Origin of the sequence: Mycobacterium persicum, from assembly GCF_002086675.1 — a bacterium.
Lineage (GTDB): Bacteria > Actinomycetota > Actinomycetes > Mycobacteriales > Mycobacteriaceae > Mycobacterium > Mycobacterium persicum.
This window is the reverse complement of the sequence record NZ_MVIF01000028.1, coordinates 25,165-40,062: the sequence shown is the minus strand read 5'-3', so window position 1 is coordinate 40,062 and position 14,898 is coordinate 25,165. Positions and strand designations below refer to the sequence as shown.

General features: G+C 66.3%; 11 protein-coding genes. 6 read left to right on the top strand and 5 right to left on the bottom strand.

Translation table 11 applies throughout. The features are described from left to right. Positions 1-23 precede the first annotated feature (23 nt). From BST40_RS11630 to BST40_RS11620, 3 genes are all read left to right on the top strand, one after another. A complete protein-coding gene (locus BST40_RS11630; RefSeq protein WP_075547577.1) occupies positions 24-290 on the top strand; it encodes a hypothetical protein in 267 nt (88 codons plus the stop codon). A gap of 144 nt (positions 291-434) precedes the next feature. Further along, positions 435-1,850 (top strand): WS/DGAT/MGAT family O-acyltransferase, encoded by a 1,416-nt coding sequence (locus BST40_RS11625; RefSeq protein WP_176357807.1) that lies wholly within the window; start codon positions 435-437, stop codon positions 1,848-1,850. A gap of 100 nt (positions 1,851-1,950) precedes the next feature. After that, positions 1,951-3,342, top strand: coding sequence for a YhgE/Pip domain-containing protein (locus tag BST40_RS11620; RefSeq protein WP_373420108.1), 1,392 nt, complete (start codon positions 1,951-1,953; stop codon positions 3,340-3,342). 434 nt (positions 3,343-3,776) lie between these two features. Here BST40_RS11620 and BST40_RS11615 read toward each other — a convergent pair whose 3' ends face one another. The 5 genes from BST40_RS11615 to BST40_RS11595 form a co-directional block, all read right to left on the bottom strand. Next, a complete protein-coding gene (locus tag BST40_RS11615) occupies positions 3,777-5,183 on the bottom strand; it encodes a wax ester/triacylglycerol synthase family O-acyltransferase (RefSeq protein WP_075547580.1) in 1,407 nt (468 codons plus the stop codon). A 14-nt stretch (positions 5,184-5,197) separates the two neighbouring features. Then, positions 5,198-6,451: an alpha/beta hydrolase family protein gene (locus tag BST40_RS11610; RefSeq protein ID WP_083154310.1), complete on the bottom strand. Its 1,254-nt coding sequence runs from the start codon at positions 6,449-6,451 to the stop codon at positions 5,198-5,200. Between the two features lie 316 nt (positions 6,452-6,767). Next, positions 6,768-9,554, bottom strand: a complete 2,787-nt coding sequence (locus tag BST40_RS11605) for an AMP-binding protein (protein WP_083154309.1) — start codon at positions 9,552-9,554, stop codon at positions 6,768-6,770. 3 nt (positions 9,555-9,557) lie between these two features. Beyond that, positions 9,558-10,040 carry a flavodoxin family protein gene (locus tag BST40_RS11600; RefSeq protein WP_075547604.1) on the bottom strand — a complete coding sequence of 161 codons (483 nt, stop codon included), beginning with the start codon at positions 10,038-10,040 and terminating at the stop codon, positions 9,558-9,560. A 106-nt stretch (positions 10,041-10,146) separates the two neighbouring features. Continuing rightward, positions 10,147-11,133, bottom strand: coding sequence for a GNAT family N-acetyltransferase (locus tag BST40_RS11595; protein WP_075547583.1), 987 nt, complete (start codon positions 11,131-11,133; stop codon positions 10,147-10,149). Between the two features lie 313 nt (positions 11,134-11,446). Here BST40_RS11595 and BST40_RS11590 point away from each other — a divergent pair, with 313 nt between their 5' ends. The 3 genes from BST40_RS11590 to BST40_RS11580 all read left to right on the top strand — a co-directional run bounded on the left by BST40_RS11590 (position 11,447) and on the right by BST40_RS11580 (position 14,898). Continuing rightward, a complete protein-coding gene (locus tag BST40_RS11590) occupies positions 11,447-11,695 on the top strand; it encodes a hypothetical protein (RefSeq protein WP_240316627.1) in 249 nt (82 codons plus the stop codon). A 179-nt stretch (positions 11,696-11,874) separates the two neighbouring features. Then, positions 11,875-13,716, top strand: coding sequence for an AMP-dependent synthetase/ligase (locus BST40_RS11585; protein WP_083154307.1), 1,842 nt, complete (start codon positions 11,875-11,877; stop codon positions 13,714-13,716). Positions 13,717-13,773: 57 nt separating this feature from the next. Further along, positions 13,774-14,898, top strand: a complete 1,125-nt coding sequence (locus BST40_RS11580; RefSeq protein ID WP_075547586.1) for an Rv2629 family ribosome hibernation factor — start codon at positions 13,774-13,776, stop codon at positions 14,896-14,898.

Here is a 14,898-nt window from a genome sequence, read left to right as displayed (position 1 = left end):
GCTCAGCAAGGATTAGGACGGCTATGCGTGGCGAACCACCATTATTGACCGATTCCGACGTCGATGGTCTCGCCTGGGAATTCTTGCGCTCACGCTACGTCGACACCATCTACGCCGGCTGGTCGCCCGATCGGCGCCTGGACACTTTCCTGCGACGGCGCGGCCTCGGCCGGGTTGCCGACGACGGCGATCTGTCCAACATCGTTCTGGATCGCATCATGAGGTACGTGGGCATCGCGCCTCGTGAGTTGTCCGACGTGGCGGACGAGTCACCGGTCCCGATCCACTGAACGCGCCGTTCGCCGGAGCGAGTGGCGATGATTCGACCAGGTTGGGAAGTCCGGCACTAGTCCTTGGGGACTAACGGCACTATTGCCCTCGGTGCCGTCCCGCGGATAGTGATGCCGATCGATGGGGATCGGAGGTGGCTGGCGGTGGAACAGCTGACGACCATGGAGGCCAGTTTCCTGGAGGCAGAGGACGCCGACAGGCACGTAAGCCTGGCCATCGGCGCGCTGGCCGTCATCGACGGACCCAGCCCCGGGCGAGACGAACTCGTCGAGACACTGTCGGAGCGGATGCGAACCATCCCCCGGTTGACGCAGTTGGTACACAAGCATCCGTTGGAACTCGCGGCGCCGGAATGGGTCGACGACGCCAACTTCGACATCACCCACCATGTGCGGTGGGCGGCATTGCCGCGGCCCGGTGACGATGCCGCCTTGTTCCGGACCATCGCCGATCTCATGGAGCGCCGGCTCGATCGCGACCACCCCTTGTGGGAGTGCTGGATCATCGAAGGCCTGCCGGAACGGCGGTGGGCGGCGCTGATCAAGATCCACCATTGCATCGCCGACGGGATTGCCGCCATGCGGATGTTGGCCAACATCGCCGATACGGGTCCGGCCGCGACGTTCGCGACCGACATCCGCGCCGCCAAAGAACCGCCGACGTCGATCGGCAACCCGGCCGGGCTCAGCCTCAACCCACTGAGCTGGGCCGGCGGACTGTGGCGCGCATCGGTGGCCACCACCGGCGCGGCCGCGCACACCGCCAAAGGCGCTGCCGAATTCGTTGCCGGCCTACTCGCTCCCGCCGCAAACTCGTCGCTGCGCGGCTCGGTGACGAACATGCGCCGTTACAGCGCGGCGCGAGTGTCGCTCAAAGATGTCGAAACGGTGTGCGAGGTCTTCGGCGTCACACTCAACGACGTGGCACTGGCCGCCATCACCGATAGCTATCGGGCGGTCCTGCTGCGTCGCGGTGAGAAGCCGCGGCGCAACTCGCTACGTACGCTGATCCCGGTATCGGTGCGCACGCCGGATGCCATGGACCGCACCGATATTCGCGTGTCGGCGATGCTGCCGTCGTTACCGGTGGAGCAGGAAGACCCGGTGAAGCGGTTACGGTCGGTGCACACCCGCTTGGACAGGCTGAAAGGCAGCGGCGAGCGCCAGGCGGCGAGCGCCTTTGTCGCGCTGGCCAACGTCGTGCCGTTCGTGTTGAGCGCGTGGACGGTTCGGCTACTGGCGCGGCTGCCGCAGCGCAGCGTGGTCACGCTGGCGACCAATGTGCCGGGCCCCCGCCAGCGGCTGCAGGTCCTGGGCCGCCCGGTGGAAGAGCTGCTGCCGGTACCGCCGATCGCGATGCACCTGCGCACGGTCATCGGCATGCTCACCTATGTCGACACCCTGGTGTTCGGCATTACCGCCGATTACGACGCCACGCCCGACGTCGACGAACTCGCCCGCGGCATCGAACTCGGCGTCGCCCGGCTGCTGGCCCGCGCCCTGGCACGCAAACAGACCCGCGCGAAGCAAAACCGGCGGCCTTCCCGGTTGGCCACCTGAGTTCCGGAAACTGCCGCACGTGATTTCGCGTCCGATATCTAGCCCGTATGCGGGTCCCGCTTAGCCGAGGAAGGAGCCCCTCATGTCCGATCAGCAACTCTTGCGTCAAACCACGCCGTATCCGCTGCCGCACCCGTTGCGCACCGTACGGTTCTGGTTGGCCCCGATCGTCGTCACGCTCGCCGTATTAGCGGGACTGTCGTGGCTGTTCTTCGGCAGCAGCTTGAACCCGAAGAAAAACTTCCACAACTTCCCGATCGCGATCGTCAACGAGGACACGGGAAGCGCCAAGGCGGGCGCAAAGATCACCGACGCACTCAAAGCCAAACTCGAGGAAGGGCATAAGTTCGACATCCGGCTGCTGACCCCCGAGCAGGCGAACCATCAGTTCGACACCGGCAAGATCTACGGCGCGCTGGTGATACCGCCGGACTTCTCCGACAAGCTGCTGGGGTTGTTGCAAACCGTGTCGAAGCCGGGCGAGCTGACCAAGCCGGTCATCACCATCGAAACCAACCCCCGGGCCAGCGCGATGGGCGCGGGCATCGCCGAAAGTGTGCTGAGAAAGGCGATGGTCGACTACAACACCAAGGCCGGCAAGAAACTCACGGATGCGGCGGCTGCGGGCGGTGGCGACCAGCTGAGCGCCAGTGCCGCATGGGTGCTCGCCAATCCCCTCGACGTTCGGGTCGAACAGCGCAATGAATTGCCTGACGGCACCGGGATCGGACTGTCCAGTTACTTCTACACCCTGATGTTGCTGATCGGCGGCGTCACCGGCGCCCTGGTGGTGAGCATGCTGGTCGAGGCGATGCTCGGCTATTCGCCGGCCGAATTCGGACCGATGTACCGGTTGGCGGATCGGGTCCGGGTGTCCTGGTTCCGCACGCTACTGCTCAAGTGGATGTTGGTGGCGGTGGTGTCGTTGTTCTCCTCGGCGGTCTACCTGTGGGTGGCAAAGGCATTCGGGATGCCGGTGCCCCACCCGTGGGCGCTGTGGCTTTTCGGTGTCTTCATCATGTTGACCGTGGGGGTCGCCTCCACCAGCCTCATCACGGCATTGGGCACGCTCGGCATTCTGACCGCCCTGTTCATCTTCAACTTCCTGGGCCTGCCGTCCACCGGCGCCACGATTCCGCTCGAGGCGGAGCCGAAGATCTTCAGCTGGCTGGCCAATTTCGAGCCGATGCGTCAGGTTTTCATCGGCACCCGGGCGCTGCTGTACTTCGATGGCCGCCTTGACGCCGGCCTGGGCCGCTCGCTGACGCTGACGGCGATCGGGCTGGTGATCGGTGTGGTGTTCGGCGCCGTGCTGACCTGGATCTACGACCGTAAGGGCATCCACCGTATCGCGGCGGTACCCACAACGGCCCCCGCGGCAACGCCGGCTCCTGAATCCAGCTCCCCGGAACCGGCTCATTCCATGTCCGGCGCACCATCGGATGCCGCGCCTGGATCAGCCGAGGAGCGTGGCAAACACGAAGCGCCATGACACAATTCGGTCAGGGGGTGTGGTGTCTCAGACAGAGGGGCCCACTACCCCTTTGTCGTTCGAGATGACATTCGAGTTGTCGGCTGGGCGAGACTCGGCGGGGAACCGGCCGACGAGGTCACCGAATTCGAGCGATGCTGGCCATCCCTCAGGGCTTCGAACACACCCGTCAGGAGGAGTACCCACCCGGCAGCGGCTACCAGCGACCAAGTTTGCCCGATGCTTGCCACGATAGGTCTGGCAATTCCCGTAAGTCGGGTTCAGAAGACTCGGCGTCGGCGTATCGTTGCTGCGCATCGAGGGTGATTGCCCTGAGCGCCCGCTGGTCGCGGGCCTCACTCTCGTCGGTCACGCTAAGCGCTTTCCCAAACCCATTTGGGCTGAGCCAGCGACCCCATCGACGCCCAGCTAAGGTTCTGCCGCGCGCCGCCTGATCAGATCTCGACACCTAGAGCGGTTTCCAGTTCGGTCAGACACTGCTCGGTCAGTGGGATCAACGTCTCGATATCGGGCACGATTTCGAGGCCCGCGACGTAACCGAACCCGATGTGGTCGGCATAGGAGCACGTCGTCACGTTGAGCGCCTGACCGTCGTAGACGGTGGACACCGGATATATCTCGTCGACATGCGCGCCGTTCCAATATCTTTCGGCACGGGGACCCGGAACGTGTGAAATCGGGACGTTGTATCCGGTGCGGATCTTCGGCGAAAACGGCAGCAGCGGAAAAACTACCGTGGCGGCAATGCTTCCCGCGACGGTCAGCAACGATGCCGCCGCTCCGCGCTTGCCCACCCACTGTTTTCCTTCCGACATCGACCGGTGGATGAGTTCCAACCGCGCCACCGGGTCATCGATGTCGGTACCCAAGCGGCACAACCAAAGACCGAACATGTTGCCGTGCTCGTCATCTGCCCCGGCGTGCTCGTGACCACGCACCGTGATCGGGCAGGCGGCCACCAGCGACTGCTTGGGCAACTCGCCGCGGTCGAGCAACCAGCGGCGTAGCGCACCGGCCACCATGGCGGTCACCACGTCGTTGCCGGTCACCCGGGCGGCATGTCGCACCGCCTGAATGCGGGTCTTCGGCCAGCTGCCCGCCGCAACGGCTCGCTCGGGCCCGAGACGACCGTTGAATCGCGTATAGGGAGCTCCGAACGGCAACACCGTCGTATGCCCGATCAAGCTGTCGAGTATCGTCGATATCTCGCCGGTGACAACATGATTCACCAGCCCGACCCCGGACGCGGCCGTCCCGACCAGCGACCGCAACGGCGACACCAGACGAGGTAGCAGACCAGTCGACGTCGCCGCCGTGGCGCGCTCCCGGTGGTGCTCTGCGTAGAAGGGCGGCATCGACCGCCGGTCCGCATCGGTGCTCAGCGCATCGGCGATCATCTTGAACCCGGCCACACCGTCGATGACGGTGTGATGCACCTTGATATAGAAGGCAAATCGGCCATCCTCGAGGCCATCGATCAGATACGACATCCACATCGGGCGGGACCGATCTAGGCGCTCGGCATCCAGTTCGGCGATCAGCCGCCAGAATCCGGAACCGTCACCGGAGGTCGTGCGCCGCTGACAGTGCTGCCCAATGTCAACGGCGTCGGCGTCACGCCAGACCCAGATGCCGCCGGTGTCCACACCCTGATGCGGGTATCGCCGCAGCCGCGGGTCGATCGGATCGTTTCCCGCCTGCGTTACTCGATACAGCTCGTCGACGTATTCGGGACCCGCACCCGGCGGTGGTGACAGGATCAGCACAGCGCCGACATGCATTGGGTTGGATAACATTTCCGCGGTCATCATCGCCGCGTCCAGCGGATCCAGTGGATTCATCTCGTCCTCCGCAACTAGGCCGGGCGGTCGCGCTGTGCCGTCGGCCGGTCCAGGAGCCCTGATTGCCGCAGCGCCTCCTCGACAAACCGCTGCACCGGCCGGGACCGGAAGAATCCCGTGTGACCACCTGGGTACCAAACGATTTCGGGCTTACCCCAGTGCTCCCACAGCCGGGTAACCTGCTCGCGCGGATGGACAAGCTGGTCGGCGACACCGGCGTAGATGAACCGGCCTGCCATGGGCACCAGCGGGGTAAGCGAAAGAGGTGAAATCATTCGGCCGATGGGTTCGGCCATCTTCACCGTGTCGCGGCGCGGGTCGTCATGGCGCAGACCGGAGTGATGGCCGAGCAACTCGACCAGATCAGCAACCGGTACTCCGAGAATCGCGCAGGTGAGGTCCTCTTCGAGGCTGGCAACCAACGACGCAATGTAGCCGCCCAGCGATAGACCGTTCAGCCCGATCAGTGATTCCGGCTCCTGCAACCGTATCCAGGACAGCAGCCTCCGGATGTCCCACACGCCCTGAGCCGTCGCGTGGACGTTGTCGAGCACGTCCTCGCCGGGAAACACCGCGCCCTTCGGCAGGCCGCGCGCCCGCGGGCCGTGCATCGGAAGGACCGGCATGACGATGTTCAGGCCGAGCTCGTCGTGCAGTTTCCAGGACCGAAACAGCGCCAGATCCAGTGGGGCGCGCCCCATTTCGGTCCCGTGTACACATACCAGCCAGGGGCGCGGTTCGGGATGGCGCAGCAACAATGCGTATTCGCGGTTGTTCGCGGTGTATCCCAGCCATCGTTCGGCGCCCGGTTCGCCCGCGTGCGGCGCATAGCCGCTGTCGAAGTGCAGGCGATAAAAGGTGCGGCGCCGGTTCTTGACCTTGCGGACCGTGACGTCTGGAAGCGACGGCGGATCACCAAAGAATCCTCGGGGCCACGCCAGCCATCCCCGGTTTCCGTAGAACTCCACGCCGGCGGCCACTTCGTCTCGGATTCGCTCGAACACGTGCCCAGCGCTGACCGGGCGGCGCGCCTTCAGGCCCATCAGGACGATCTCGTCACGAAATGCCTGGGCCGCCAACGCAATGGTGGGTCGGGCGATCGGCAGCTCGTCGGGAGTGTGGTCGAGATAGTCGCGCCATGACTGGGCGAAGTACCGGCCGGTGTGCAGGAACGGTTTGACCACGTTGCCCAACCCGCCGATGCCGGGTGGGTTCAGCTGCCGCGGACCCGGGCGATCCCGGACGTCATCACCGGCCGATGTTGCCATGGCGGCAAAGCTAACAGCCCACGATGTGGTGCGTTAGGGTCTTACGTCCCGCCGAAGGTCACCGGATGGGACAAATCCTCATACCAGGAAAGGACTTTAGTCACTCGTGCCGGTGACTCGACAATCGTAACTTCATCAGCGTCGGCAAGCGTGGTGCGAAGCGCCGGCCAGGCGGCCAGGCGGCCAGGCGGCCAGGCGGCCAGGCGGCCAGGCGGCCAGCAAAACACGGTGAGCTGAACCGCAGCACCATCGACCCGCATTGCGGGTTTTGCTTCGGATTGTCTTCTCCGGCACGGTGATCCCCCTGACAACCGGGTCATTCGACGTCCGGCTCACCCGACATCCGCAGCACCGCCTCGCGGGCCTTGCGTTGCACGTCAATGGCCGCAACCCAGTCCGGGCCCGCCGGCCGGATCGGTGTTCCGATGACGACGTCGACCGCGCCGCGGCGCGGGAAGTGGTGGCCTGGTCTCATGACCGACCGGGTCCCCCGGATGGCGATCGGAAGGGCCGGCACCCCGGCCTCGGCCGCGACGACGAATGCGCCGATGTGGAACGGCCGCAAACCCGGGGCGCGGGCCAGCCGGCCTTCGGGGAAGATGACCAGCGACTGCCCCGCTCGGGCACACCCGACGAGCTGGTCGGTGTCGGCCACACCCTGCTCCCGCCGGTGACGTTCGACGAACGTCGTGCCCAGCCGCCGCAGCGCAAATCCGTAGAGCCCCTGCTGCAACTGCTCGGCGACGACGAAGTGGAACGACGGCGGCAGCACCGAGGCGAGCACGATTCCGTCGATCCAGCTCGGATGGTTGGCCACCGCGATGCAGGTCTGGGCCGGCAGGTGATCGCGGCCGTGCACGGTGATGGCCGTTCCGGTAAGGCGGGCCAGCAGCCGGATCGATCGCCGGACCGCCCACCAGCGCCATCGCTCCCGCGGCAACAGCATCAGCAAAACCACCAACACCAGCCCCAGGACCAGGTACACCGCCCAGGTGTAGGCGGCGAACGCGACGGCGTACGCCGCGCGGCCGGTGCGGCGCATCGACGGGGCCGCGCCGCGCAGCCGCAGCCGCACCAACTCCCACCACACCGCATGTGGCCGGGCGCCGATTCTTCCCGCCTCGTAGAGTTGCCGGCTGGCGGCCCGCCGGATCTTGCCGCTCGAGGTCTTCAACACCGCGCGCGGCGGCGCCAGCACCACGTCGTCCGGCGGTACGCCTAGCAAATCAACTGTGGTGGAAGCTATTTCAGAGCGCAGCGCGGCGCGGGCGGCGTCCTCGGTCAGCCGGGTCTCGGCCACCACGACCAGTCGTTCGGCGCCTCCCGACCGATCGGCGGAGGCGAACACCGCCACACAACCCTTACGGACCCCGGTGAGGTTGCCGACGGCCTCTTCCAGCTCGGCCGGATGCAGGTTACGGCCGGCCCGGATGATCAGATCCTTGACCCGGCCGGTGACGTAGAGGTCGGCGTCAGCCATGTAGCCCAGGTCGCCGGTATCGAGCCAGTCGCCGTGGAACAGCGAACGGGTGGGCGTCGGGTTGTTGAAATATCCGGCGGTCGCCGACGGACCACGGAACTCGATGCGTCCTTCGCGGCGATCGCCCAGTTCGGTGCCGGCGGTGTCGACGATGCGGATTTCGTGGCCGGGCAGCGGCTGGCCGCAGGCCACGAAGCGCAGGGCGTCACGCTCGTCGGGCCCGGCCGGCTCGGCCCGTCCGGAACGCACGAACTCGTCGCGGCGGATCCGGTCGATCAGCGGACCGCGGCCCAGCGGCGGGAAGGCCAGGCCCACCGAGGATTCGGCCAGGCCGTACACCGGGGTCATCGCGTCTCGCCGGAAGCCGTACGCGGCGAAGCGGTCGGCGAACCGCTCGATCGTCGTGGGGCTCACCGGCTCGGCGCCGTTGTAGGCCAAGCGCCACGAGCTCAGGTCGAGTCCCTCGATCTCGTCGTCGCGGACCTTGGCCAGGCACAGCTCGTAGGCAAAGTTGGGGCCGGCCGACATGGTCGCCCGGTTTGTGTGGATGGCCCACAGCCATCGGGACGGACGGATGAGGAACGCCTGGGGACTCATGACCACCAGCGGGACACCGAAATACATGCACCCCAACCACGCGCCGATCAAACCCATGTCGTGGTAGAGCGGCAGCCAGCTGACGAACGTGTCCGTCCCCGACGCCCCGGCGGCCTGGCCCATGGCCCGGATGTTGGCAAGCAGGTTGCGGTGCGCGAGCGCGACTCCTTTGGGCTGGCCGGTGCTGCCCGAGGTGTACTGCACCAGGGCGAGATCGTCGGTTCTCGGCCTTGGCAGTGCGGGCCGGCCCGGCCCTGGGTCTTCGCCTGCGCCCGTGAGGGTTTCGGGTACGACGACATGACGCAGGCTTTCGACGTTGGAGCGCAACAGGTGCCCGAGGGTCACCGCCTCCGGGACGGTGACCAGCAGCGTGGTCCCGGCGTTGGTGAGGATGCCGGTGGTGCGGCGCAGATGATCGGCCAACTGGGACGGCCGCGCCGGCGGGTAGACGGGAACGGGCACCGCGCCGGCGAGCACCACCCCGGCGAACGTGGTGAAGTAGGCCCGGCAGGTGGGCAACATGATAGCGACCGTCTCGCCCGGCATGACGTCGTGTGCGATCAACCCGGCCGCGACGGCGGCCGCCTCCCGGTGCAGCGTCGCATACGTCAGGTCAGTGCCGGCGCCGGAATCGTCGAGCAGCCGGATGTGCATACGCTGCGGGGTCGCGCCGACGTGCCAGTCGAGGACATCGTTGAGGGTCGACGCAGCTTCGGGCGCCAGCCCTCCCGGTTCTGTGGTGGGCAGAGACACCATGGCGCCGCGCTCCGGGGCCAGGTCGGGACGGCCGTGAGCGACCGCCACCACCAGGTCACGCGGTGTCTCCGCGTGGGCCAGCAGGTCCGACGGCAGCGCCACCCCGTACTTGCCCTGGACCCGCAACAGCAGTTCGGCCAGTTCCAGGCTGCCGATACCGAGGTCGTCGAAAGTGCTGTCGAGGGTCACCGAGGGCGGCAAGGCATGCGGGCGGACCTCGGTGACCAGGCCGCGCACCAGCGCCAGGACGTCGCGCTCCTCGCCAGCCATCTGTCAGGACGCCGCTCTGGACCCCGCGACCCGTTCGCGAATCCGTTCCGCGAAGGCCGCGGCCCGATCCAGGTCGTGGTGGTCTGGCCGGCCCTTGTTGATCCCGCCGATGTACCCGAACGGACCCACGGTGTCCAGCCCCCGGCAGGAGAACAATCCGATCACCTCAAAACCCTTGGCAGCAAGCTGTTTTCCCATCGGCTTGTGATAACTCGTCAGCGGGATCTCGCGGGCGCCGCTGGTGAAGAAGGTGAACGCCGCAACGCCGTCGACCTGGGGCAGGCGACGCAAAAGGCTCCGTAACCTCGGGTGCACCGCCATGAAGTAGATGCCTGATCCGAAGCCGACGAGATCGTAGTCGCCGAGTGTGTGCGGATCGACCTGCTCGGGTTCGACGACCTTCGCGCGCAACACCTCAGCCATCCGGTCGGCGACGCGGCGGGTGTTGCCGTGCGACGTCGACACGCACACGATGAGTGTTTTCATCGACCAACTCCTTCCGATACCGAAGCCGGACAGGTCCATGCTGCGCAGCCACCGCGCCGTCGGGTAGGGCGCAAAGGCCCTAGATGGCAGGGGCGTTATTCCCGCCTTAGTCGAATGCGTGGATCACCTGGTAGGCCACATTCAGGATCTGCTTGCGCAGGACCTCATCGAGGGGCAGGTCCCGCAGGGCTGGGATCTGCACCGTCGTGGTGACCACACCGGGATCCTCCCGCTCCCAACAGGGATGCAGCTTGCGCACCAACGCATGAACGGCTTCGTTGTCGGCTAGCACCTGGGCACAGAAGCGGTCGATCCCGTCGGTGCGTGCCGCGATCGCCAGGGCGGTCAGCAGCATCGTCCCGAGCCCCCGGCGCTGATACGCGTCGCCGACGGTGAGCGCGACCTCGGCCAGGCCGGGGTCGTCCTGGTCCCGAACGAACCGGCCGACCGCGACCACCGGCCCGTCGGCGCCATTGGTCATGATCCAGACGAAATGATCGACATAGTCGACCTCGAACAGGTAGGCCAGCCGCGCATCGTTGAGCTGGTATGACGACATGAAGCGCCGATACAGGGTTTCTCGGGAGAACGTCCCGCTGCTCTGGAACCGTTCGGCATCGCCGGGCAGGACCGGGCGCAACAGCAGATCGGGATGGTCTTCGACGGACACCGGGATCGGGGCGATGTAGGCCGCCAACCGTTGTCGCGCGGTGCGGACCATTCGCTCGGCGACCGCCGGGATGGCCAGCATGGCCTCGAAGGCGTCGTTGTATCCCAGATAGCCGTTCACGTCGTCTTTGGCGATCACCGTCGCCGTCCTCATCGTGTGCCGCAACAACGCGATTTCGCCGACGATCAGCCCCGCCGACAGCTCGGTCACCGATATCTGGCCGTCCCGGTCGACGTGGCTGACCTCCACCCGGCCGTCGGTGATGATGGCAAACGACTCCGCCCGGTCACCCTGGCGCATCAAAACCTTGCCCGCCCCCGCATGCAACGGCTTCAGGTGCTCAGCCAACGCTGTGAGCTGCTCTGTCGCGATGTCGGCGAACACCTCCACCGCTGCCAGATCCTGCGCCCGGACCGGTCTCACCGCGGCCCGCCCACCAACGCGGCCGGCGTAGCTGCGCGGTAATCGGTTGCTAGAGCAGTCATCTCGCTCATTTCTCGGTTACACGACATGGCCAACATTCCCGACATCCCCAACATCTCAACATCGAAGAACGCTACTCGCCCGGTCCGGCGACGGCCTGGGCCGAAAGTCCCTTCCGCCGGGGACTTCGGCGGGTCCGGACACCGACCAAAGCACACCGGCAACGGTGCTCTTGGCCTCTAGGACCGGGGAGGCGCCGGTGGTCAGATCGATGGTGACGAGCTGACCAACTCGGGAGAACCGGGAGACCATGATGAACGCAGCGATCTGGCGGCATCACAAGGTCACGACGATCTATCAGGTGACCGACCGCCTGCACGACGGACGTACTGCCCGGGTAACCGCGAACGAGATCACGGCCACGGTGGCCGGCTGGCTGTCGGAATTGGGCGTCCAAACGTCGTTGGTCGACGACCTGGCGTGCGCGGTGCGTACCGGCGACTGGCCGACGGCCTATGCCATCGGCGAATGCCTGTCCATTCAGGTGAGCATCGCGGCCTGAACCCGGGCCGCTGACTGCTGAAGGGACGATTGCCGCCGGCTGGATGACTTTGGTCCCTATACCTGCCCGGGCAACCGCACCAGCATCGGATGTATTCAAGGCGCAACAGAAGAGATCGTCATGCACCACTTCGCTAACCAATCAGAGTTGATTCCTTTGGGCGAGAAGGGATTTTCGTCATGAACACCGCACTCGCCTCGCTGGAGAGGCCCGATTTCTCCAAGATCGAGAGCCGGCCGCCGTCGGTGGCGAGGATGTTCCTCGACCGGGTGGCCGCCACCCCCCACGCGGAGGCCTTCCGCTATCCACACAATCACGGCTGGGAGAGCGTCACCTGGGAGCAGGTCGGTGAGCGGGTGCGCCACCTCGCCGCGGGGCTGATCTCGCTCGGGATCGCCGCCGAGGACCGGGTAGCGCTTGCCAGCTCGACGCGATACGAGTGGGTGCTCACCGACTTCGCGGTGATGTGTGCCGGCGCCGCGACCACCACCGTCTACCCGACGACCATCGCCCCCGACGTCGCCTACATCGTCGCCAACTCCGGCAGCCGGATCGTGGTCGCCGAGGACCAGAAACAGGTCGACAAGTTGCTCGCGCATCGCGCCGAACTGCCTGCGGTGAGCAAGGTCGTGATCATCGACGGCAACGGTGACGGCGACTGGGTGATCACCTTCGCCGACCTGGAGCAGCTGGGTAAGCAACTGCTGGCCGACTCCCCCAACGCCGTCGAGGAGCGGGTGGCGGCCGTCGGTTCCGACCAGCTTGCCAGCCTGATCTACACCTCGGGCACCACCGGGCGGCCCAAGGGGGTGCGGCTGACCCACGGGGCCTGGACATACACCGCCGCGGCCATCGACGCCCTCAACGTGCTGGGCCCCGACGACCTGAACTTCCTGTGGCTGCCGCTGGCCCACGCCTTCGGCAAGGTGATGCTGGCGCTGCCGCTATCGATCGGCTTCACCACCGCCATCGACGGGCGCGTCGAAAAGATCGTCGACAATCTCGCCGTGCTGCATCCCACCGTCATGGGCGCCGCACCCCGGATCTTCGAAAAGGCCCATGCCCGCATCGAGCAACTGGTGGCCGAGCAAAGCCGGTTCAAGAGAACGGTTTTCGGGTGGTCGATGGGGGTCGGGTTGAAGGTCTCGGCGGCCAGGCAAGCGGGCCGCAAACCGTCGCGAGCCGCCCTATTGGCATACAAGCTGGCCGACCGGCTGGTGTTCGCCACCATCCGTGAGCGCTTCGGCGGCCGGATCCGGTTTTTTGTGTCCGCGGCCGCCGCCCTGGACCGCAACGTCGCGCAGTGGTTCGACGCGATCGGCATCACCGTGCTCGAGGGATACGGGCTGACCGAGACCGCTGCCGCGTCGTTCATCAACCGCCCGCACGCATATCGGTTCGGCACGGTCGGCTGGCCGTTCCCCGCTACCGAGGTCAGGATCGCCGGTGACGGCGAAATCCTGCTCAGGGGACCGGGTTTGATGACCTCCTACCACGATCTTCCCGAGGCGACCGCCGAGGCACTCGACCAGGACGGGTGGTTCCACACCGGCGACATCGGTGAGGTCGACGCCGACGGCTACTTGCGGATCACCGACCGCAAGAAGGACATGTTCAAGACCTCCCAGGGCAAATACGTGGCACCTTCGGCGATCGAAGTGCGGTTCAAGGGTCTGTGTCCGTATGTGGGCGAACTCATCGTCATCGGCGAAGCCAAGCCCTACTGCGTGGCACTGGTCAGCCTGGACCGCGAGGCGATCACCGATTGTGCGGCCAAACACGGGTTGGCCGGCCGATCATTCGCCGAAATCGCCGGCGACGATCGGACGCGCACCCTGATCGCGGGATACATCGACATGCTCAACGCGGAACTGAATCGCTGGGAGCAGATCAAGAAATTCACCATCCTCGATCGCGAGCTCTCCATCGAATCCGGTGACCTGACGCCGAGCATGAAGCTGCGCCGCAAGGTGGTCGTCGGCAAGTCCGCCGACCAGATAGCGGCTCTGTACCAAGACTGATCGCCGCATAGGCAAACCGCGGGTAGGTATCACGACGACATAACGAAGAAGGTGGGCATGCGATCAGAACGCCTCCGATGGCTGGTAACGGCCGAAGGTCCGGTTGCCTCGGTGTATTTCGACGATTCCCACGACACCGCCGATGCCGCCGGGCAACTCGAGGCGAAATGGCGGGATATCCGTCGGCATCTCGAGGAGCTGCGGGCAGCCGCGGAACTCGTCGGCAAGCTCGAAGACGCGGTGCTGCACCATCGACCGGCCGTGGGCCGTCGCGGCCGCGCGGTCATCGCGACCAGCGACCAGGTGCTGGTCAACGAGCAACTCCTCAGCCCGCCCCCGATGACCGTGGTCCGGCTGTCCGATTACCCCTATCTGGTGCCGTTGATCGACCGCGAAATGCTGCGGCCCACATATGTTTTCGCTGCAGTGGACCACACCGGGGCCGACGTCCGGCTGTACCGCGGCGACACCTTCAGTTCCACCAGCATCGACGGCGGCGGCTACCCGGTCCACAAGCCGGTCACGGCGGGCTGGAACGGCTACGGAGATCTGCAGCACACGACCGAGGAAGCCATCCGGATGAACTGCCGCGCCGTCGCCGACCACCTCACCCGGCTCGTCGACGAAACCGACCCCGAGGTGGTGTTCGTCTGCGGCGAGGTCCGTTCGCGCTCCGACCTGGTTTCGGCATTGCCGCAGCGGGTGGCGCGGCGGGTGTCGCAATTGCATGCCGGAGCCCGCACCAGCGGCATCAGCGAGGACGAGATCCGCGACTTGACGGCAGCGGAGTTCGCCCGCCGGCGATCCGCCGAGCTGACCGAGGTCGCGGAGCGTTTCCAGGCGCAGCTGGGACGTGGTTCGGGGCTGGCCGCCGAAGGGGTGGCCGCGGTGTGCGCGGCGCTGCGTGACGGCGACGTCGACACCCTGATCATCGGCGAGCTTGGCGACACCACGGTGGTCACCGGCGCGGCGCGGACGACGGTCGCTCCCGATGCCGACGCGTTGTCCGAACTGGGTGAGCCGGTGGCACGGGTGGTTCGGGCGGACGAAGCATTGCCGTTTGCCGCGATCGCGGTTGACGCGTCGCTGGTGCGCGCCGACGACCGGCTGACGCCCGCCGACGGTGTGGGCGCGCTGCTTCGATATGCCGCGACCGAAAGGCTGGCCGGGCAGAGTTCGTAG